16 protein-coding genes are annotated in these 22,098 nt (G+C 47.8%); 6 read left to right on the top strand and 10 right to left on the bottom strand.

Going from position 1 to position 22,098, the window contains the following annotated elements:
• A complete protein-coding gene (locus UNH61_RS01930) occupies positions 1-1,266 on the top strand; it encodes an MFS transporter (RefSeq protein WP_326990421.1) in 1,266 nt (421 codons plus the stop codon).
• Positions 1,267-1,276: 10 nt separating this feature from the next.
• Complete coding sequence (locus UNH61_RS01925; RefSeq protein WP_326990420.1) at positions 1,277-2,986, top strand: hypothetical protein; 1,710 nt, start codon at positions 1,277-1,279, stop codon at positions 2,984-2,986.
• A 96-nt stretch (positions 2,987-3,082) separates the two neighbouring features.
• On the opposite strand, the gene UNH61_RS01920 is transcribed toward UNH61_RS01925, so the two are convergent.
• The 9 genes from UNH61_RS01920 to UNH61_RS01880 form a co-directional block, all read right to left on the bottom strand.
• The gene (locus UNH61_RS01920) at positions 3,083-3,643 is read right to left on the bottom strand and encodes a hypothetical protein (protein WP_326990419.1); all 561 of its coding nucleotides are present in this window, start codon (positions 3,641-3,643) and stop codon (positions 3,083-3,085) included.
• A 99-nt stretch (positions 3,644-3,742) separates the two neighbouring features.
• A complete protein-coding gene (locus UNH61_RS01915; RefSeq protein ID WP_326990418.1) occupies positions 3,743-4,159 on the bottom strand; it encodes a cytochrome c in 417 nt (138 codons plus the stop codon).
• Between the two features lie 9 nt (positions 4,160-4,168).
• The gene (locus UNH61_RS01910) at positions 4,169-5,461 is read right to left on the bottom strand and encodes a PQQ-dependent sugar dehydrogenase (RefSeq protein ID WP_326990417.1); all 1,293 of its coding nucleotides are present in this window, start codon (positions 5,459-5,461) and stop codon (positions 4,169-4,171) included.
• 100 nt (positions 5,462-5,561) lie between these two features.
• Positions 5,562-8,654 (bottom strand): lantibiotic dehydratase, encoded by a 3,093-nt coding sequence (locus tag UNH61_RS01905; RefSeq protein ID WP_326990416.1) that lies wholly within the window; start codon positions 8,652-8,654, stop codon positions 5,562-5,564.
• 84 nt (positions 8,655-8,738) lie between these two features.
• Positions 8,739-9,113 carry a response regulator gene (locus tag UNH61_RS01900; RefSeq protein WP_326990415.1) on the bottom strand — a complete coding sequence of 125 codons (375 nt, stop codon included), beginning with the start codon at positions 9,111-9,113 and terminating at the stop codon, positions 8,739-8,741.
• Between the two features lie 45 nt (positions 9,114-9,158).
• A complete protein-coding gene (locus UNH61_RS01895; RefSeq protein ID WP_326990414.1) occupies positions 9,159-9,341 on the bottom strand; it encodes a hypothetical protein in 183 nt (60 codons plus the stop codon).
• Between the two features lie 130 nt (positions 9,342-9,471).
• Entirely contained in the window at positions 9,472-10,215 is a 744-nt protein-coding gene (locus UNH61_RS01890; protein WP_326990413.1) for a LytTR family DNA-binding domain-containing protein, read from the bottom strand.
• Between the two features lie 7 nt (positions 10,216-10,222).
• Positions 10,223-11,020: a histidine kinase gene (locus tag UNH61_RS01885; protein ID WP_326990412.1), complete on the bottom strand. Its 798-nt coding sequence runs from the start codon at positions 11,018-11,020 to the stop codon at positions 10,223-10,225.
• A gap of 1,097 nt (positions 11,021-12,117) precedes the next feature.
• Entirely contained in the window at positions 12,118-13,023 is a 906-nt protein-coding gene (locus UNH61_RS01880; protein ID WP_326990411.1) for a DUF1266 domain-containing protein, read from the bottom strand.
• 370 nt (positions 13,024-13,393) lie between these two features.
• Between UNH61_RS01880 and UNH61_RS01875 the strand changes: the two genes are divergently transcribed.
• Both UNH61_RS01875 and UNH61_RS01870 read left to right on the top strand, forming a co-directional pair.
• Positions 13,394-14,605, top strand: coding sequence for an alpha/beta hydrolase-fold protein (locus UNH61_RS01875; RefSeq protein WP_326990410.1), 1,212 nt, complete (start codon positions 13,394-13,396; stop codon positions 14,603-14,605).
• A gap of 155 nt (positions 14,606-14,760) precedes the next feature.
• A complete protein-coding gene (locus UNH61_RS01870; protein ID WP_326990409.1) occupies positions 14,761-16,113 on the top strand; it encodes a DUF2252 domain-containing protein in 1,353 nt (450 codons plus the stop codon).
• Positions 16,114-16,209: 96 nt separating this feature from the next.
• On the opposite strand, the gene UNH61_RS01865 is transcribed toward UNH61_RS01870, so the two are convergent.
• Positions 16,210-16,617 (bottom strand): c-type cytochrome, encoded by a 408-nt coding sequence (locus UNH61_RS01865; RefSeq protein ID WP_326990408.1) that lies wholly within the window; start codon positions 16,615-16,617, stop codon positions 16,210-16,212.
• A 1,043-nt stretch (positions 16,618-17,660) separates the two neighbouring features.
• On the opposite strand from UNH61_RS01865, the gene UNH61_RS01860 reads away from it, so the two are divergent.
• Both UNH61_RS01860 and UNH61_RS01855 read left to right on the top strand, forming a co-directional pair.
• Positions 17,661-21,557 carry a Pls/PosA family non-ribosomal peptide synthetase gene (locus UNH61_RS01860; protein ID WP_326990407.1) on the top strand — a complete coding sequence of 1,299 codons (3,897 nt, stop codon included), beginning with the start codon at positions 17,661-17,663 and terminating at the stop codon, positions 21,555-21,557.
• Positions 21,558-21,562: 5 nt separating this feature from the next.
• Complete coding sequence (locus UNH61_RS01855) at positions 21,563-22,096, top strand: GNAT family N-acetyltransferase (RefSeq protein ID WP_326990406.1); 534 nt, start codon at positions 21,563-21,565, stop codon at positions 22,094-22,096.
• The last annotated feature ends 2 nt before the right edge of the window (positions 22,097-22,098 follow it).

The following is a 22,098-nucleotide window of genomic DNA, read 5'->3' as shown; positions in this document are numbered from 1 at the left end:
ATGCTTCGTAATCTGTCATCAGAAATAAAACATTTCAACGAACAGCCGCACGACTTCCGCATCCTCGTGCTTACCAATATGATATACGCATTGGTACTACCGGTGATCGATATCTTTGTAGCGGCCTATGTCATGCGCAACTCCAACGATCCCGTAAAAGTGGTGATATATCAATTGACCATCTATACAGGTATTCCGCTCACGTTTCTGCTAAACGGATTTCTGCTGAACCGTTTCAGTATTAAAACACTCTACTCTGCCGGCATGATGCTGAGTGGCGTTTCCATGATGGTGATGATGTCGCTCAAAACACTCGACCTCACCGGGATAGGCATTGCCGGTATGATCATGGGCATGTCGTTCGGATTCTACTGGGCCAACCGCGATTACCTTGCACTGGCCATCACCAACGATAGTAACCGTAATTATTACTACGGACTGGAAACTTTTTTTTATACCATCATTGCAGTAGTAGTACCTATTTGCATAGGATGGTTTATAGAGTATGGTGGTCGTACGGGAGATGTGAATAATGCTTATCGTATCATCACCGGGATCGTATTCCTGGTCACTATCCTGGCTTCCGTAGTTTGTTTCAGGGGCCATTTCCGGAATCCCGAACAAAAGAAATTCCTGTATTTTAAATTCCATCCCTACTGGCGCAAACTCTTGTTGCTGGCATCTCTCAAAGGGCTTGCCCAGGGCTACCTGGTAACTGCGCCTGCTATGCTGATTATGCTGTTGCTGGGGAAAGAAGGTGCATTGGGAACGGCCCAATCAGTGGGTGCCATCATTGCTGCGTTTTTGATGTATGCTATTGGTCGCGCTGCAAAGCCTGAACACCGCCTGTATATCTTCGCGGCCGGACTGATTGGCTTTGCGCTGGCGGCTATTTCCAACGGGATACTGTTCAATGCCACCGGGGTATTGTTATTCATGCTCTTCCTGCTGGTAGCCAAGCCCCTGCTGGATATAGCATACTTCCCCATACAATTCAGCGTAATCGATATCCTCTCTAAAAAAGAGCATCGCAACGAATTTGCATACATACTCAATCACGAAATAGGCCTGTATGCAGGTCGTTTTCTGGGCGCCGGCACCTTTATTTTCCTGGCCTGGTATTTCTCTAATGAAGTAGCCCTGCGTTATGCCATTGTTATCATAGCACTGCTGCAACTGTTATCCATAGCAGTGGCGAAGGTGATCATCAAAGAAGGTCGGGAACTCTCGCAAAAAACAAACGAAACTTCAACAGCTATTGTTTAAATTATAAAGCATGGTAAAACTAATAACAACCGTTCTTTTGTGTGTACTCATCTGCCTGGCGTGTAAGCAACAGGCTGCAGATCCCGTGCCTCAGCAACGACTGGCCCGGATAGATTCCATGGCCGACGTACCACAACCGCTGCAGGTGATCGACTGGTATGCAATGGCCCGGCAGTTCGACAGCACAGTGTATAACTTTCGGGCCACCGGTCCACACTGGCCGGTAGTGTGGTGGGACAGCAGCAAGCATAATTTTCCGCAGGCGGTAGTAGGATTGTACACGGCTATGGACGACCAGCGTCAGGGGCCTTCCCACAACAAGGGCATGTTCCATGAATCGCTCGCTACAATGGGAGCTACGTTGGGCGCTACACTCGTAGGCATCGATAAGAGCAACCAGGATGGACTTAACTACGTATCGATGCTCAAAAATTACTTCAACCGTGAAACCGGCTGGAATATCATGATGAATAATACATGCCCCGAAGTAGCGCAACTGGGAGGTGGTTATGGGCGCGACTGGTGGTACGATGTATACCCCAACCTGCTATTCTACGCCATTTACGACAAGTATCCGGCGATGGCAGGTTTCGATACACTGGCCCTTAGCATAGCTGAAAAATTTCGTTTAGCCGACTCCGTATTAAACGGTAACTACGATCACACATTTTTTGATTACGCAAAACTTCAACCTGAAAGTAATCAGATCTGTCATCAGCAGGACGCCGCCGCAGGCCATGCCTGGGTACTGTATGCTGCATGGAAAAAGTTCGGCGATCCACGCTACCTGCAGGCCGCCATACATGCCATGCAAATCCTGGAAAAGCAGCCGCATAACACGTTCTACGAAATATTCATGCCGTTTGGTGCCTACCTGGCAGCCAGGATGAATGCAGAACAGGGGCAACACCTCGATGTACAACGCTTCCTGGAATGGACATTCAACGGAGATCCGCAATGCCGCCTGGGCTGGGGCGTGCTGAAAGGCAACTGGGGCGGTATGGATATTTCCGGCATAGTAGGCAGTACTACCGACCGCGGTGGTTATGGCTTCCTGATGAATACCTTCGATGCAGCCTGGCCCCTCATTCCGCTCGTACGTTATGATCCATCTTATGCGGCAGCCATTGGCAAGTGGATGCTGAATGCCTCCAACGCTGCCCGCTTTTTCTATACGCAATATATGCCCGATGATCATGAAACTATTCCTGAAAAAGCCGGCATCGCCAAAGGCGTCATCGGCTACGAAGGGATTATTCACACTTCTTCCTATCCGGAATACGCGCATCTCAAAGCACCGGTAGCGCAGGGCGATGGCCCCCAATGGGCGAAAGGAAACCCGGATGTTTCCCAATTCAGCATATACGGCAGCGGCCATGCAGGCATCTTCGGCAGCATCATCCGCAGCACTGATGTACCGGGAATACTTCAGCTGAATCTGCTGGCGACCGACTTCTTCAGCGACAAAGCCTGGCCAACCTATCTTTATTATAATCCTTACAACGAAACAAAAACAGTGACCGTACCTGTTGGTGAACAACCAATAGATATCTATGACACCGTAAGCCGTAGTTTCGTTACTAAAAATGCCACCGGCAATTTCTCTCTTCGCCTGAATGGCCAGACTCCCGCCGTACTTGTGTTTGCGCCCGCTAATGGAAAATTGCAACGCGACGGCAGGAAGCTGTTGATAAATGATGTGGTGGTAAGTTGGAAATAACTGCCAGCCCCTGGCAAAATGCATCGAAGATTATCTGGAAAACAAAACCGCCCTCAGATCGCGAATCTGAGGGCGGTCACTTATTATAGCAAGTGGTTAGTAAGCATTTTTTATTGTCAGGTCATACGTTCCTTTCGCATCTGCAATACCGCCACCAACAACTATTTTCTTCGTCAACGTAACAGGTGTTGATACCGTTACGTGAAACTTGCCATTGCTGTCTTTTGTTACATCCGCAGTAACACCACTGCTGGCAGCAAGGGAATATAACACGGCACCTGTATTAACAGCCGTACCAATGGTACAGTCGATATTGATAAAACGCGCACCCGGGTTGGCTACTACTACCTCAGTAGGCGCCAGCGTATACTTACCTTCACCAAGATTACTGTAAAAGGTCATCGTAAGCGCACTTCCGGAAAACGCGCCGTAGTTACCTCCGGACCCTACGGTAGTAGTGGCGATGGCGGTAATAATGCCTCCATTGGTATTGGCCTGAGACGATTGAGAAGATGCACCGCGTGCATAAACATAAGTTCCCATCGACCAGGTGGCATCTCCCTGGTTATTAGGCGATGCGCCATCGTCTTTCTTACCGCAGGAAAATAAAAGTGTAGCTGTCAGGAATAAAGATAAAAACTGTAATGCTTTTCTCATGTTGTGAACAGTTAGTTAAAATTTATGATCCCCCAAATACCAATAAATATGCCAGAGACAGGAAACTATTGTTCCTTCACAACAAACAGCACCTTAGATTTATTTTTTGACTTCCCTTGATTTTTTCACATCCGCTACGGTAACGGCAGACGCTTTATTGCCAAAGCTGCTACGCACAAATGTCAATACATCTGCAATCTCCTGGTCTTTCAGAAAATTATGCGGCGGCATATTGTTGGAATAATACTCATCGTCGATAGGCACCGACGCCTGCATACCATTCAGAATCACTTGTATCAACGCATGTTTATCACCCAACACATAAGAGGTTTTAATAAGTGGCGGATTCATGTGAGGCACTCCTCCTCCATCCACCTGATGACAAGTGAGACAATACTGCTGATAAACCTTCTTGCCCCGCTGCGCCGGACTCTGGCCGGCAGGCTTCTTTGTCTGTGCTGATAAAAAAGAAAGTGTTGCACAGAGTGCAACACCGGTTAAAAGCAATTTCTTCATACTATCTTTTTATTTACCGTAGGTAATTTTATACACTGTTCCTTTTACGTCATCCGTTACATAAAGAGAGCCGTCGGGCCCTTGTGCAAGGCCACAGGGGCGATGTTTTGCCTGACCAGGTGATTGTATATTCTCTACGCCGGCGAAGTTATCTGCAAATATTTCCCATTTACCGGAAGGTTTACCATCTTTAAACGGAACAAATGCCACGAGGTAACCCTTCTGCCCTTTCTGGCGATTCCAGGAACCGTGGAATGCAATAAATGCACCATTTTTATACCTGGCCGGGAACTGATTACCTGTATAAAACAACAACCCGTTAGGCGCCATATGAGCCGGGAAAGCGGCTATAGGATCTATTGCCTTTTCGCCACCGGTTTTCTTTCCGTCGCCGCCATATTCAGGCGATACCATCTTCTTATGCTGCAAACCATCATAGTAGATGAAGGGCCAGCCGGCATCATCCCCTTTCTTCAACGCATACATACACTCAGCCGGTAATTCATTTCCCTGCTGCAGTGTATAATATTCAGGGAACATATCAAACAAACCGTCCCTTCCATGTTGCATCACGAACAGCTGATTCGCCTGATTGTTCCAGTCGAGCCCCACTACGTTGCGCAAGCCGTAAGCATAATGCACGCCGTTACCATATGTCTGGTTCTCCTTGTCGGCCCTGAATTGCCAGATACCACCCGCTGAATCCCTGATCGGGCATCCAGGAATACCCTTGGAACCTTTTGCGCGGTCCTGCACCTGGCAGGAGTTGGAATAGGCGCCGATATTCACGTAAATGTTACCCTCATTGTCGAGGGCGAGCGACTTCGATTCATGCTGATGGCGGTTAATCAGCCCGGTTACTATTTTTTCCGGATGCTCCGGATTAACAACTTCATATTTATCATTCAGCTGGTACCGGTAAACTTCTTCATCTGAAGAAGCATAAAGGTATTTGCCTTTTATCACCATGCCCGTACCACGGTAGGTACCGAAGCTTTTCACCTCATCGGCAATTCCGTCGCCATTGGTGTCGTGTAGCTCTGCAATAGCCTTACCGGGTTTTGGTGTAGCAACTTTTACATAGATGACACCTGTCGGTGCTACCGCAATATGGCGGGCAGCGCCCAGGTTTTCTGCCACGGCAATAGCTTTGAAACCGGCAGGCAGTTTAAGACCGGCATTGGCCGCATCAGTAGAGGTATTCCGGCGTAGCGCACTGCTATCGCCATTGTTTGCAAAAGAAAATGCCGGCAACAGCATCATTACAGACAAACAGCTCAGCAAAACAGTTTTTGTTTTCATGCGAATTTATTTACAACGATTTATGAGAGGGATTTCATACTTACCCTGTAAAAATAACAGGTTTTTTATGGATTCCGTAAATATTAAGATGAATGGTAATTTAAGTCCTGCTCCTCGCCTCAGCCGATGTATAATATTTCATCAGGTAATGATAAATCACCAGCTCCTGGAGGCGTGCATTGGCACTGAACATCCGGTTCAGGAACATATGAAGATAATGCGGCGCCAGCTCTCCTGCCACCGCCTGGGGCAGCTCCGATGCTATATGCCGGCCGGCAGCCAGGCGGTTGGCCAGTACCTCCTGTACTTTCTCTGAAAACGTATATGCGTTATCGTTATTCCCAAGTACCGCGTCTATCAGTCGCGATTGTGCCCGGTATTTATTATTTAGCTGCAGCTGCAACGAGGCATCGCCCTCATATTCTGCAAAGAACTGCTGTTGCAGATGACGAAGCAGTTGCAGTTTCATCGCAGCTGTATATCCGAATACGTTCAACAAATCATCGGCTCCTTTCAGCGCCAACAGCCAGCGCTCCCTGATTTCTGCGCCGGATATGGCCGACAGCAGCTCCGCCACCGCTTCACTATCCTGGAAAAAGAAAGTTTCGCTATGCGTCATAAATTCACTTCCATACCGCTCCAGTTCACGGATATACGTATCGAACTGTATCTTTTGTACCACTCCGTCTTCCAGATAAGGCAACAACGCCTGTTTCAATTCCTGCATAACCGTTCCGCTGTTCTTTTGATGATCAGGCATATGGAAACGTATCCTCAGGTGATGATCAGGATCCTGGTAACGGATAAAAAACCATTTGTCTGCCAGCCCGGTATGACGCAACCGTTTTGCTAATGGCGCCAACTCCCGTATCAGCAGTTTATCGACCCACTTAATGCCGGTATAAATCTTCATATACAACCACTCACTTCCGGGTGGAAAATTCCGCTGCTGTTCTGTCACTACCCGCCGGTTCGCCACTGGCAATGGCTTCCAATTTCGGTTACGGAATGGAATGATCACTTCATTACACCAGCTGCCGGCATTGTTGGCTGCCAGCCGGCTGTTTACATCATACAGCTGCTCGTGCAGCAATACGTCATACTTCTTTAATTTATCTGCTACTATGCCGCGGGCAAACACATTGTTCATGTCAATGAACAGGTCGTTATCTCCTTCCGACAACAACACCTGTGCAGGAATATCATACTGCTGCTGTAAAAGCAGCAGTGCCTCGTCCGGCGTACGGCCGGGCAGCAACTGGTTAAAGGCATGGCTATTGAGCTGCCAGCGGGCTCTTTCAAGTACAATATTCCGATAGGTAACACGTGGCAGAAACGGCTGCTCCCGCAGAAACCCCCAATTCCATAAAACAGAACAGGCATCCTGCTGTTGCAGATCGCACAGAAATTTATACACTGCCAGGCCGTGAGCGTAATTATGCGCACTCGAAAGCCTGGGGAGTATTTCTTTGTTCAGCCGGGCAGAGCGCAGTACCACGCGGTTATTTCTCACCGCAACATACAGATCGCTTACCGGCAGTCTGAATTCCGGCGCCACGCTGCTGCTGCCAAGAAAAGGTATTTCATAGTCGTATAAGGTGGGCCGGAGCAATATATTCCCGGTACGCCCTTCCGGCAAATGCACAATCTCCGCAATGATCCTGTCTTCCTCCAACTGTTGGTCCTCCCGGGCAAAGGCCTTCAACGCACTTTCCAGCTGCTCATCCCCCACGGCAAAACGGGCAGGCAAAGCCATTGCATTAGGCCCATTGCAGGCCCGCAACAGGAAAGTGAATGTACCATTGTCCGCCGCGGGTGCATCAGTGGCTATCAGGGTGCCCATCAGGGAAAGCGAGGCGGGTAAAGCCGGCGGCGCTGCTACAGTTGCCAGTTCTGCCAATGCTTCATCCGTCAATACAATTTCCCGGGCGCCTGTTTTCTGCGCTGCAAGAAAATGACGGAATACAAATTTCATGTACCCGTTCCAGTTAGTTGTTCCGTTTTGTTTGCGTGCAGGCATCAGCAGGTCATCTATCAGTGGCGTGTAGCTGGCATTGTCGCCGCTGGCAACGCCGTAACCAATACCCGATTCACTGTCGAGTGCCTGCATCAATGGTATTTCCCGTTGGTCATACTGTTCGGTGAATTTATCCCGGAATGCCTGCAGATCCCGATGGGTGGCATTCACCGCCAATACCGACAACCGCTCCAGCTGCTCCGCCAGCGTGTTCGTTACCTGCGCAGAAAGTGCGGATACCTCCGGCGGAAAGAACAGGTCTACCTGTACCGGGTCTTTGGCAGAGATTCCCGGAAAGTGATCCGACAGCAATTGCAGGATCTCCAGGTACCTGTCTACACCGTTAGTCTGCTGCTCCAGCAACCGGCCTATCTGTTGCAAAGCTGGAAGCACGGGGGTTTCCGGCGCCTGCCTGGCCAGTTGTGCAATAAGCTCCTGCAGGTTATCGCGCCCGGTGATTTCCGGCGTCAGTCCTGCCACCAGCACCTGGTTTTCCACAAGGGAGTGAATATATGCTGTAGCCTCATCTGCCGGAATGCCCATTTCCACCAGTGTTGTGCTCAGCAGGATAATATCTGCTCCGTTCCGGGCAGCGGCCAGCACCGCTGAAAGGTATTCATTCCCGGCTACGGCACTGAGGTAATAACGCCGTTTTCCATCTTGCAGTTGGTATTCAAAATATCGCCAGGATCCGCCAGCGCTGTATAAACTGTTGTTGGGATAGAATAAGGTGGTATTATAAATATCTTTGTGCTGCAACAATCCGTCGATAAGACCGGTAAGATATTCCATATCAAGCCGGGCTGTTTTCCGCAGGCTGTCGTTTGCCGGCGGCATCAGGGAAGTATGGGATTGCCCGGTTGCACCAATGGTACAGCCTGCGAACAGGCCATAGGGCGTGCTCCTGGCGCTCATCCGCAGCAGGTAACGGTACAGCGACAACGGCAGTTTGAGCCGGTCGTCAGGCTGCTCCAGCCATTTGAGCATTTCCTGGTATAAAGCAGGACTGGCAAGGAAAACAGCTTCCTGCAATAAAGGATTGGAAAATAACTTCCTGAGGGTTTGAATAAAAGCATACTGATCGTTGCCGGCAGACTCATGTAGTTGCACTATCTCTCCAAAGGGTAGAAGAGGCATTCTCAGCAGGAAAAAATCACCGACAATCAGTGAAGACATAAATATCAGGGCATACCTGCTTTAAGCGGAGCGATATTCCCGTCCGGTACGCCTGAATAAAGATAAAAGGTTTTTTTTATGATCTCAGGTCACAGCTAATTTAACGCTTGGAAATACCCGTTCCATTTCATCTACAAACTTTTTGTAGCTGGCAGGTTTTCCCAGGTAGCCCTGCTGTTCTTTACGGCAAAGGCTTTGTACTTCGCGGCTGGAGTAGGCGGTCACAAGAATAAAAACGCAGTCCTTTTTAAGGAACTGCGCTATAATATCTCTTGTATTACCTCTTAAATTAACATCCAGAAAAACAACATCCACTTTTCTTTCCGTAATCAGGTTCTCAACGGTATGCAGTTCTGAAGCTTTCTTCACAAGCTGCAGATAGGAAGTTCGTTGGATATAGCTTTCCAGAATATCTAATGCCAGCGGCTCGTCATCTACTATGGCACATCTGTATTGCATTTCTGACCAGGGGGTTAATCATTGAGGAATAGTAAACTAATCGGGTTAAGACTCGGGTATAAACACGGATCCAAAAGTAGTAGGCGTGGTAGGAACACTGGAATGCACCATTTCCACAACTCCTGCAGCTCTCATATTTTCAATTGCCAAAGTATCCGCCTTGGAAATAATTTCTTTTTCCAGTTTTAATATAGGGCGGCTATTTAGTGTAATATTCTTTTCTGGCATAAAATATATTTTTGGATGAGTGATGCTTTTATCACCATCTAAACTCGTCCAATACCGGGAGATCGCATATTTTATTAGACGTAATTACCTTTTCCTTCGACCAAAAAACCGGGTTACGCTATTTAACAAACTATTCATCGTCCTCCTCATAGTTAGCGATGCCAAGCAAACGCTTCAACTCCTGGCGGAGGGGTTTGGAGATGATAACAGACTGGCCATTAACTACTTCCACCGTATTGCCCATGATCGATTTAATGGCCTGCAGCCGTACGATGTAAGATTTATGAATACGCATGAACTGATCGGCCGGAAGCATATCTTCTATCGTTTTCATACGCATGTAGGTAATAACATTCTTATCTCTGCATACAATTTTAATATAATCCTTCATTCCCTCTACATAATAGATATCATCGAAGAGGATTTTTGTCAGTTTATTATTCTCCTTAACAAAAAGATAATTATTAGGCTGGGTTTTGGCCTTCACGGGCTCAGCCGGCGGCTTACGCTGACCAATATGGGTGCGGGCTTTGTTAACTGCTTTCAGAAAACGTTCGAAGGAAATAGGTTTTACCAGATAATCTACGGCATCCAGCTCAAACCCCGCAATAGCGTGTTCCCTCGATGCTGTTGTAAATATGACAAAAGGTGGATTATTCAGGGACCGGATCATTTCAATACCATTGATATTGGGCATCTGTATATCAGAAAAAAGCAGATCTACCGTTTGCCGTTGCAGTTCATTGATGGCATCAAAAGCATTTTCGCAGAAAGCTACAGGCTGCAGATAGGGTACCCTCTTAATGTAATTTTCCATCAGATCCCGGGCAAATGGCTCGTCATCTACCACGAGACAGGTAATTACTTGATCCATATTTTGTTTAGTTCAACGTTAGTGTCAAGACAACTTTGTAATATTCGGGATTATTTTCAATAAATAACATGTGCTGATCCGGATAAAGCAGAATTAATCGTTTCCGGGTGTTGCTAAGCCCGATTCCTCCTGCCGGTTTTCTTCCCTCCGGGATTTCACCTTTACTGTTTGACATTTCAAACCGCAACTGGTTTCCTGTTACTTCCAAAGATCCCTGTATCCAGCATTTGCTGGCAGTAGTACTATGCGAATATTTAAAAGCATTTTCCACAAAAGGAAACATCAGCAACGGCGCAATCACCTGATCCCCGATCTTTTCTGTGTCGCAGTCGAAATGAATACTCGCATTCTGCCCATACCTCACACTTTCCAGTTCCACGTAATTCTTCAGAAAATCAGCCTCCATGACCAGCGACACCTTATCCGTATTGGAATCGTATAAGGTATAGCGCATCATTTCAGACAGGTGCATAATCAGATCGGCAGCCAGGGCATCATTCCGGATCGACAGGGAATAAATATTATTCAACGTGTTGAACAGGAAATGAGGGTTCAGCTGCGAACGGAGAAAACTTACTTCCAGGTTGAGATTATCCCTTTCCAGCCTCAGCGTCCGGGTAGTAGCCCGGATAATATCCAGTATCAGCTTCAGCAACATCGGAGGGGCCACTGTCATCGCCACAGGAATAAAGATCCGCAACAAATGCTGAGGTGAAAAGGTATCCCACCAACCTGCATCAATCACCCTGCTGAGGATACTTTTCAGCTCCCCGTCATGAATCTCCAGAAAATTAACAGCATACAAAGAGCATAGGTAGTTAATAACCGACCAGAACAAAAAAGGTACGCAAAAACACAATAACGCGAGTAAAAAATTTCCCTTTAATAAAATTTTCGGAATGATAAAATAAAAAACGGAATAGAAAAAGAACATAGCTCCCAGGATGTTCCGCACAACAAATATGATGCTCACACTAACGGATACTATAAAACTTGAGCTCATCATAAAAGCATACAATAATGCGAAACATCCCCACATAATTACATGAGCCCATATCCTCATGCTGGTCCCGTAATACCTGTCCGACAAAAAGGTTGAAAACCATTCCGTAAGCTTCCTGCTGATATCAGGTGGCTCTCCATCGGTTTTATTGCTGAATAAAGCTAGCATCTGTACCCCCTATATGAATTTACACTAAGCTAAAAAACAAATAATACAAAAATACTTTACCATTCTGAAATTTTTCATATCATATAATAAATAACACCTATGTAAATAGTATTTTTTGTCTATAACTTACACATTATGAATTGCTTTAAGCAAAAACCGGGTTGTTTGATGTTGGTCACAACGATATTTTCATCGCGTTTATTGGTCAATTCATCTAATAAGTTTAATAGGCTGCTACATTATTAAGACTTTTGAGCTATCGCTTTAAACAAGCAAATAAGTCAGAGCTCTTTGCAGAAAAATATTATAAACAAGGATGAAGTTGCAATGCAACTACAGGTTATTGAACTTTCATCCATTGTTGTTACCATTGTCACTTTAAAGCATTTGAAAACCCATCAAAGTCAATAATATTACACCAATCTGGTCAGAAAACCTAGCGTAGGATATTTTGTCCGTCGTTTGCTCCAAAAACACTACTAAAAGAAAATAGTTAGAGGGTTGGTATATCTGCCTGCTTAAACTATTCTATTCTATGGAAACACTATGAATTCCCCTTACAGTGCTAAAGAGATAGACGTCTGTCTGTCTCTTTTTCTTTAAAATCACATTAAACAAAACATCCCCGGTTTTACAGCAACAAATACCCGGTTAACCATCCGTCCATCCTGCTTTTGGCAGTTAAATGGCGGGGGTTGGAAAGAGATGGGAATATAACAGCTTACCCGGCATCAACTGAATGACTGTTGTACCCAGGGACTATCAGCTGCCGTAAGGAGCAACTCCATATTGGCTGCCAATGATTCAAAACTGCCCGCTTCCGCCCCATTCCAGATACAACGCGCAAATTGATATGACACCGAAAGGTGCTTCCATGAAGTATAGGTTCTCTTTATTGATGGTACGCAGCCTGTAATGTAGGCAGCTGCCTCCTCTGCTGTAATATAGCCGGCATCATACCCCAGGCGGCTCAGGTTAATGATACGGGCAAAATCCCAGATCAGCATCTCCGGCTGCAGGTGCTCACCCGTCAGCTGCTTCTCTCTGAATAACTCCAGCGCCTCCCGGGTATTACGCCAGCGCTCCATAACCACCACCTCCTCCAACTCGTTGTTCACTATATACTCTTTCAAAAAAGCTTTGCTCTCCCTCACCGATACCAGGTTGATCGCCTGCCATATAACGTCGAACTCTATACGATGACCGCATTCCTTCAGCCAATGCAGCATATCCAGCAACTCCTCGCGGTGGTGTATTTCCCACCATTCCGCCAGCAGCTGCCTGCTTTCAGCCGCATCCTTCCCGGTTGCCAGCTGATTCAGGTAATGCCTGTTCACCAAAGCCGTATCTGCCCCGCAGGCAATTCCCCACTGTAAAAGGGTATCCAGTGGTTCCCCCTGGTGCAGCAACAACGCGGGTGTTCCATCTTCCCAATCATTCACATCTGCATCATCTCCCGAAAATAAGTGCCTGAGCTGTTTACTGTTAGCGCTCAACTGCCTGCTACTGGCAAACCAGGCACTCCCGGCTTCTTCTTCCGGTTTCAGGGTTTCTTTGTACATGGCTATCTCTTCTTCGCTCAATCCCATGCTGCGTAACTTATTCCAGTACTGTTCCATGTAGTCCTGCTGATCCATAAGGTCAGGTTAAGGTTAGGGTATATGGTTGTTTGTAGTAATCTGTGTTATTTACGGGCAAGGCCACAGAATAGTTTTCAGATCTGCTTTATATTTCAGTTAATGATGCCTTCCGGCCATTGCTACCCATCCACGGTAACGGCTAAACGGCATCGCTCTTTTCACTGGCAGCCCGCTATATACAAGATCTTTATTAGACATCACTGTTCATTCATTTAGCACCAGCACGCCTCAAAAATAACATATAAAAACGGAAGCAAAAGCTTTTCACCCCGTAAAATTGCCGTCTGGTCACATATTTCAGCCCCAACATCCCATATTAGATAGCCACTCCGTACTTTAATTTACCTTTCTATAAAATATTCCGCACATGAAACTAACCATAACGGCTATACTTTTGTTCGCTGTCCTGATGGTTAATGCTCAACATCTGGTCCAGTTCGGCCAGCCCGACAGCGTTTATTCCGCCATCCTCAAAGAAAACCGGCCTCTCTGGATCTACACTCCGCCACAGGATACCCCGTATTTTTCCAAACAGGTGTTTCCTGTAATATACATGCTGGATGGCGATGGCTACTTCGCCACCCTTCAGTCGATGATATTTCAGCTAAGCACCGTGAATGATAATACCGCGCTGCCGCAAATGATCATAGTTGGGATCCCGAATACCCGGAACCACCGCCTCCGCGACCTGACCCCTTCGGCCGATTCCGCCGTGCCCGGCTCCGGCGGAGGCGAGGCTTTCACTTCCTTCCTGGAAAAAGAACTGATCCCCTATATCGAAAAAAAATATGCTACTGCTCCATTCCGCATCCTCGCCGGCCATTCCCTCGGTGGCCTCATGGCAGTCAATACCCTGATTAATCACCCTTCGTTGTTCAATGCCGTTATCGCCGGTGACCCCAGTATTTTCTGGAATCACAGCTACCTGCTGAAACAAACCGGCCAGCGATTGAAAGAGGCCGATCTGCAGCATAAAGCATGCTATATAGCTATCGCCCATACCATGCAACCCGGACTGGATACCATCGCAATCAGAACAGATAGTAGTTTGGGCGCTGTTCATACCAACGCAATTTTCAGTCTGGCCAATGATCTGAGGGCACATCCGGGCAATGGATTAAGATGGGGATATAAATATTATGAAGATGACGATCACCAGTCTGTTCCCGTCATCGCCCTGTATGATGGCCTCAGGTTTATCTTTCATCACAACAGGTTTCCTGGCTTCCTGTATCAGGATAACAGCCCCGCCGATTCAGTTGCAAAGGTGGTGACCAGCTACTATAAAATGCTCACCCGGGAACTAGGCTATACCGTCCGCCCCAGGGAGAGCCAATATAACTTTCTTGGATACCGCCTGCTAAACGACAAAAACTTCGAAAAAGCCCGGATGATATTTCAGCTGAACATTTACTTCTACCCGGAACGCTTCAACCCTTACGATAGTATGGGGGATTATTACATGGCGACGAAAGATCCCGCGCAGGCGGCATCTTACTGGAAAAAAGCATTATCGATACAGTATAACAAGGAAACCCGCGACAAGCTGGATAAGTTACAACAACCTTCATCACATTAAGTATCATTAACCCCAAGCTCCTATCACACTACAAGAAGAAGGCCGCCTCAATAATGAGGTGGCCCTGCCGTTTCCGACATTGGAAAACGATTAGTTTTTTAACAGCCGGAAAACAATTAGCCCCTTCCGGCGTTACACTAATCAATATCCAACATATGACCACTGTTTCTATTCCCGAGAATCCGGGCAAAAAGATCCGCGATTCCGTACCCCGTACATCACAGGGCAATTTTAAGCTGTCAGACAATCGCCCCTCCATACTCGAGGCGATCAAAGCTTCCAATAGCGGCCGGGTGAAAGAACTGATCCCCATCCGTGTTGCAAGAATGAGCGTTTCTCCCTTTACTTTTTATCGGGGCACGGCAGATATCATGGCACGCGACCTGGCGCTTATGCCTCATACAGAGACAAAGGTGCAGGCGATGGGCGACTGCCACCTCATGAATTTCGGTGGCTTTGCTACCCCGGAACGCAACCTGATATTCGATGCAAACGACTTCGATGAAACGCTCCCCGCTCCCTGGGAATGGGATGTAAAGCGACTGGCCACCAGCTTCGTGCTGGCTGCCCGGAATAACAAGATGAAGGAAGCCGATGCCAGGCAAATGGCTATAGATGTTGCCACCTCCTACCGGAATGCCATCACGGAATATTCACAAATGAATACGCTCGACCTGTGGTATATGAAGTTCGAGATGCACGACCTGCTTAACAAGGCCCGCAGCGAAAAGGTTAGGGAGATGCTCAGAGCCGCCATGGACAAAGCAGAGAAAAGCACCCTGCAAAAAGAGTTCTATAAAACCACTCAAAAGGTACTCGGCACCTACGAGATCACCGATCAGCCGCCGCTGGTATATCATACCAGCGAGCTTACCAAACGAAAGGATTTGATGCAGAACTTCCTGAACGACTATATCAAAACCCTGCAGGACGACCGGAAATTTCTCATGCACCAATACCATTTGGTGGATATTGCCCTGAAAGTAGTGGGCGTGGGCAGTGTGGGTACCCGTTGTATGGTGGCGTTGTTCATGAATGACAAAAACAATCCGCTATTCCTCCAGATAAAGGAAGCCCGCGCAAGTGTGCTGGAAGCTTATACCAATAAATGTAAATACAAACATAACGGAGAACGGGTGGTGCAGGGCCAGCGCCTTGTACAGGCCGCCAGCGATATTTTCCTCGGCTGGAGCGCCGATGACGAAGGACATCATTACTATATCCGCCAGCTGAGAGACCGTAAAATAGCGCCTGATGTAGAACATTTCGATAAAGAAATACTGGCCGCTTACGCCGGCCTGTGCGGAAAAGTACTGGCACGGGCACACGCTAAAACCGGTCCGGGCGCCCTGATCAGCGGCTACCTCGGTAAAGCCGATGTGATGGACGAAGCCATCGGCAAATTTGCCGTCGCCTACGCCGATCAAACCGAAAAAGATTACGAGGATTTTATGAAAGCAATCAAGGCAGGGAAACTGCCAATAGAGAAAACAAAGAATGGGGAATGAAAAATGAAGAAAATGCAGCGGAGATAGTAGCGAATTTAGACATCGGCATTTACTATCTCCGCTGCATTTTCCTCATTCTTCATTCCATATTCTTAATTACTTTGCTGCTTCCGGCGCAACATCCGGCTTCGTCTTCGGCTCCTCATTTCCATGGTGGCAGGTGTAGCAGGTCACAGCCATAGTCTGGCTTTCCTTGAAGAATTTCCTGTTAATCCGCTTGGTCATTCTCATCATTTCCCTCGCAGTTCCTTTGTGCGGATTGGCGTCACTAGGGAAGTCCAGCTTCTTGGGATCGTCCTTGCCGGGCTCATGACAGAAGTTACATTTCACTCCCAGCGCGGCATTAAAACTGCGCATAACGCCGATCAGCTCATCATGACTGATATCTTTCGGCAATACTTTCAGATTCTTAGCCTTCTCCGGCTGCTGGGGCAACGCGAGTGAGCACAGGGTACCGGTAGCAACCAGTGCTGCCACTACCATAAAGCTTTTCCTGATTTTCATGACCATGGGTTTAAATAAGTATAAGTATGTAAATGCTTCCTTATAGATTGAAATCTACAAAAAAGAGCACTAAGTTGTTGGCCTGTGGCCCGTTTTTTTTCTGCTGCCACCCCTTAATGGAATAAGAAAGGGCTGCCCGCTTGTGAAGGACAGCCCCGTTTTTTGCTTATGAAAAAAGGACTAGCACTGGAGAGTGCCTGCCGGTTAAACGTAGGAAAAATGATTTTTACCTGGTTTGACTGGATACAATGACATATATAGCATCACGCTCAGCACGGATGTTGTTCATCAGGTAGATTCAGCGCCGATTTGCGGAAACAAATATCATTCGTCGATTTAGTTAGTTTAGTTAGTGCCGGCAAATTTGCTGTTCAGATTTGGTTGCTATATACGCATTAGTAACTCAGACTAATGCCAGATTACCTTAAAAGTAAAAAATTATTTCACATTTCGTATATAATTCTCCTGTTTTCTTGGAATAACAAGCCCACCCCTTAGTATCAGTCTCTTATATATGCTAATAACTGTCTTTTTCCTGTCTTCCTATAAAAAATGAGCATCGGAAATACATCAGCAGAACTAAGACAATCCCAGGGTTGGGAGATGGGAATCCGCCTCAGTTTTCCCACCATTGCATTTCACAACAGGTAGCTGAAGGATGCTGCGGGGCGTGAACAAATGAAAACCTTATGGAAAGAGGTACTAAGGCGGGTAAACGACAATATTCAAGATGTATAATTGTTAGTATTGCCCTTCTCTTTATATAACGGGAACGTATACACGATATATATTGAAAACATTCTCATTGTCAGTCTGAAACAGCCTTTCAGCGGGCTGTTGATGCCCCCCTCCAACAGTAACAACTAAACTGTTGGTAAACAGATTATAAGGAATTTTTATGAAATAACCTATTATTTTTAAGCCTATTATAAGCGATTTGTACGATTCTTACCAGTACATTTGCGGTAGCAAACACCAATGTCCTACGGGAAAGCGAATTTATGAATGTTTATAGTATAGTTAAGGGGCCCCATCTACCGGACTTGCTCCATCATGAAACGCTGGCGGATATTTTTTCTCAGGTGGTGAAAGAACACAGTCACCACACCGCGATCATCTTCCAGCATCAGACATTGACCTACAAACAACTGGACCACTGGAGTGATGCTGTAGCAGCTTTCCTTCAATCCAACGGAATTGGCGCGGGTAGCGTAGTAGGGGTATGGTGGCCCAGGGGTGTGGAACTGCATGTTGCCATCCTGGGTATTGTGAAGGCAGGAGCCGCCTATGTACCACTCGACCGGGAAATGCCTGCTGAGCGGGTGGAAGGGGTACTCACCGAATGTAAGGCTGCGGCCTGTTTCAGCGAATTGCCCCTGCAGCTCGATGCTGCGGTATTGAAAGTACCTACGCAGCCAGACAGTACTGAAATCTTCCAGCTAAAGCCTGGTCCGCAGCCGGAAAATTTTGCTTACGTGCTGTATACTTCCGGCAGTACCGGTAAGCCCAAAGGCATTCCTATCAGCCACCGGCAGATCTGCCACCTGGTACGGGCAGAACAAACAGTGCTCAATATCAAATCATCTGATAAAGTATACCAGGGCTTCTCCGTATCGTTCGATATGTGGTGCGAAGAAACATGGCTAAGCTATTTCGCCGGCGCCACGCTCTGGATAGCCGATGCCACTACTGCCAAGGCCATCGACGAACTGGGCGACGTGTTACGCCGCGAAAAAATCACCGTCCTTCATGCTGTTCCCAGCCTGCTGGCGGTGATGGATGATAACATTCCTTCCCTCCGGCTGATCAACGCCGGCGGCGAAGCCTGTACCCCGCAGGTACTGGCCCGCTGGGCTGCTCCCCCACGTCACTTCTATAACAGCTACGGACCTACGGAAACTACCGTGAGTGCCACCTTTGCTGCATTGAAACCAGGCGATTATATCACCATAGGTCAACCACTCCCCAACTACAACATGGCGGTGGTGAACGAAAAACTGGAAATACTTCCTGTAGGCGAACGCGGGGAACTGGTGATCAGCGGCCCCGGCGTAGGCGCAGGATACATCGACCGGCCGGAGCTCACCCACGAAAAATTCGTGGACAAACCAGTTGACATGACCGACCTGCCTGGCGACCGGTTATACCGTACCGGAGATGCCGCCATCATTTTACCGGATGGCGGCATCGATTTCCAGGGCCGCCTCGACGATCAGATAAAACTCAGAGGATACCGCATTGAGCTGGGTGAAATTGAAAACCAGCTGAATGCTGCTGAAGGAATAGCCGCCGCCGCCGTAGCCGTTAAAAAAGATGGCAACGAACAGGACCAGCTGGTTGGTTATGTGGTCATGGAAGATCATCAGACTTTCGATGAGCATTCCCTCCGGAATAAACTCTCTAAAGTACTGCCTACATACATGGTGCCGGGCATCATCGTGGAACTGGACGATATGCCACGCCTGCCCAGTGGTAAAATAAACCGCAAAGCCCTGCCTGTTCCTGCTGCTTTTGCACAGGTAAGCTCCGGCGAAGCAATTGATGTGAACGCGCCTGTACAGGACAGGATCATGGCGGTATTGTCGAAAGTATTCCCGGATCGTAATATAGATCCCGAACAGGATTTCTTCACCGACCTCGGAGGTCACTCCCTGCTGGCCGCGGCATTCGTTTCCCGCCTGCGCCGGGAAGCAAATGTGCAACAGGCATCTCTCAAGGATATCTATATACACCGCCCGCTGAAGGAACTGGTAAATGTATGGTCCAAACAACCACAGGCCACCACCCAAAAAGAAAGGGTCTTTCATAAAGTACCCTGGTGGCGCCACCTTTCCTGCTGGATAGCACAAACTGCTGCCGTGTTGGTGATCTTCGGCCTCTTCGCCATGCAGATCTACCTGCCTTACCTCGGCTACTACTACGTAGAACAGGCTACCAGCAGTCTCGGTTACGCTATCCTGACGGCCCTGGCCATGTTCTGCCTCCTGCCTCCTGCCTTCTCCATACTCATTATCAGCACCAAATGGCTGGTAATCGGTAAAATGAAAGCAGGCGATTATCCGGTTTGGGGGACCTACTACTTCCGCTGGTGGCTGGTGAAAACAGTACAACGTCTCATGCCTTCACAGTTCCTGAACGGTACACCGCTATACCCCGCTTACCTGCGGCTGCTCGGCGTAAAAATTGCACCGGATGCCCAGATGGCAGCTGTTACCATAGGTGCGGAAGACCTCCTCACCATCGGCAGTGATGTAAGTATCAGCTCCCAGGTAGTGATCAATAACGCCTTCATTGAAGACGGCCTCCTGAAGCTCCGTAAAGTACACCTCGGCGATCATGCCTATGTTGGCAGCAGTGCCATCATTGGCGGCGACACTGTGATGGAGCCCTGGAGCGAATTGCAGGACCTCAGCTTCCTGTCGGCCGGTAAAACCATCAAATCAGGCGAAGTATGGCAGGGAAGTCCTGCTGAATTGAAAGTAACCAGGAACATCAGCGAGCTGCCGCAACCACTCCCTGTTTCCGCAGCTACCCGCAGGAAATACAGTCTTATATTTTCACTGTTCCTGCTGATATTTCCGTTCACCGTATTGCTGCCGTTACTGCCTACCGTCATTACCCTGAACCAGATGGATAATGCCGCACCGGATTATAACTTCAATTACATGGTTATTACCCCCGCACTGGCATTGAGTTATATCATCCTGTTCACCGGGCAGACGGTATTGCTGACCCGGCTCCTGCAATGGGATATCAAACCGGGTACTTATCCCATCTATAGCCTTTTCTATGCCCGCAAATGGTTTGCTGATCAGCTGATGTCGTTGTCGCTGATCGTTATACATCCCATTTTCGCCACCGTTTATATCTCTTCCTTATTCCGGGCGCTGGGCGCTAAAATTGGCCGTAATACGGAAGTATCTACTGCCAGCAGCGTTACCCATCCATTGCTGGAAATCGGCGATGGCGCTTTCATTGCAGATGCTGTAACATTGGGCGAATCGGATGTTCGCGGCCAGCAGCTGATACTGGAAAAAACCATCATCCACGATACCAGCTTTGTGGGTAACAGTGCGTTGATCCCACAGGGTTATGTGCTGCCTGGAAATATGCTGATTGGGGTACTGTCTACACCACCCTCGAAAGATCAGATGGCCTCCAATAATGCCCGCGACTGGTTTGGTTCTCCGGCCATCGCGCTTCCAAGACGCCAGGAAAGTCACTTCTTTCCACCCGAGCTGACCACTACTCCTTCCCCACAACGCAGGCTCGCCCGCGCACTGGTGGAATTTGTACGTATCCTCATCCCGGAAACAGTGGTGATCTGCTGCAGCATTCTGTTCATCGCCTATGCACACGATCTGGTTACCGATAAGCCCTGGTGGAAGATCCTGCTGCAGATGCCATTCTATTACCTGTTCTTCCTTGGTATTCCCGCTTTCCTGTTTACCGTGGTGATGAAGTGGGTGTTTACCGGCGTGTATAAACCCATTCAAAGCCCGATGTGGACATCTAAAGTATGGCGGAGCGAAGCCATTACGTCTACCTACGAGGCCCTCTCCGTACCATTCCTGCTGGAATACCTTAAAGGTACTCCCTGGCTGCCCGTACTGTTACGATTGCTGGGTGTTAAAACAGGATACCGCGTGGTACTGAATACAGCGGATATTACAGAGTTTGATATGGTGGAAATTGGTACTGATAGTGTGTTGAATGAAGACAGTGGCCCGCAGACACACCTGTTCGAAGACAGGGTTATGAAGATCGGGCCCATCAAAATAGGCCGCAGAAGCAGCATTGGCGCCAGATCCATCATCCTGTACGACAGCGAAGTGGGCGACGATGTAAACATTGCACCACTGTCGCTCGTGATGAAAGGAGAAAAATTACAACCAGGTACCAGCTGGAATGGTAGTCCGGTGCGGCCTGAAAATAATTAACAGAGATGCTAACGATAACGGCCATACGAATTTCGGATCATGTTGAGGTAATCAGCCAAATGCTGGAAGAGCTGCACTTGTCAGAAAAATCTTTCTTTCTGAAAACGGCCAGCTGGAGCAGTATTGCCGGTAACTATATGCAACATGTGATAGAAATGCAGGAAACCTGCAATGGTACCTGCCTGCTGGCCCGCGTCGATGACACTCCCATTGGCTTCATTTTCGCCTATGTGGAAGAACCTGACGAAAGCCGTATTGAAGATTATACCGGAGACACCCTGTATGTATCCGACGGTTATGTGCTGAAGGAATTCCGCCGCCAGGGGATCTACCGGCAGATGAATGATGCACTGGAAAAAATATATATTGAAAAGGGTATACGCAGAATTGTGCGCTATACCCTTTCCAATAACTATCGTATGCAGGAATTTCTTGCTTCTGAAGGCTATGAAGCAGTGAGATGGGTATATGAAAAATGGCTTACGGAAGATGGCAAACAACCTCAGCAGCTCTTTCCTGAAACCGGAAAGCTTTCCTAGTT

The organism is Chitinophaga sp. 180180018-3, assembly GCF_037893185.1.
Classification (GTDB): Bacteria; Bacteroidota; Bacteroidia; order Chitinophagales; family Chitinophagaceae; genus Chitinophaga.
This window is presented reverse-complemented; position numbering and strand designations above follow the sequence as displayed.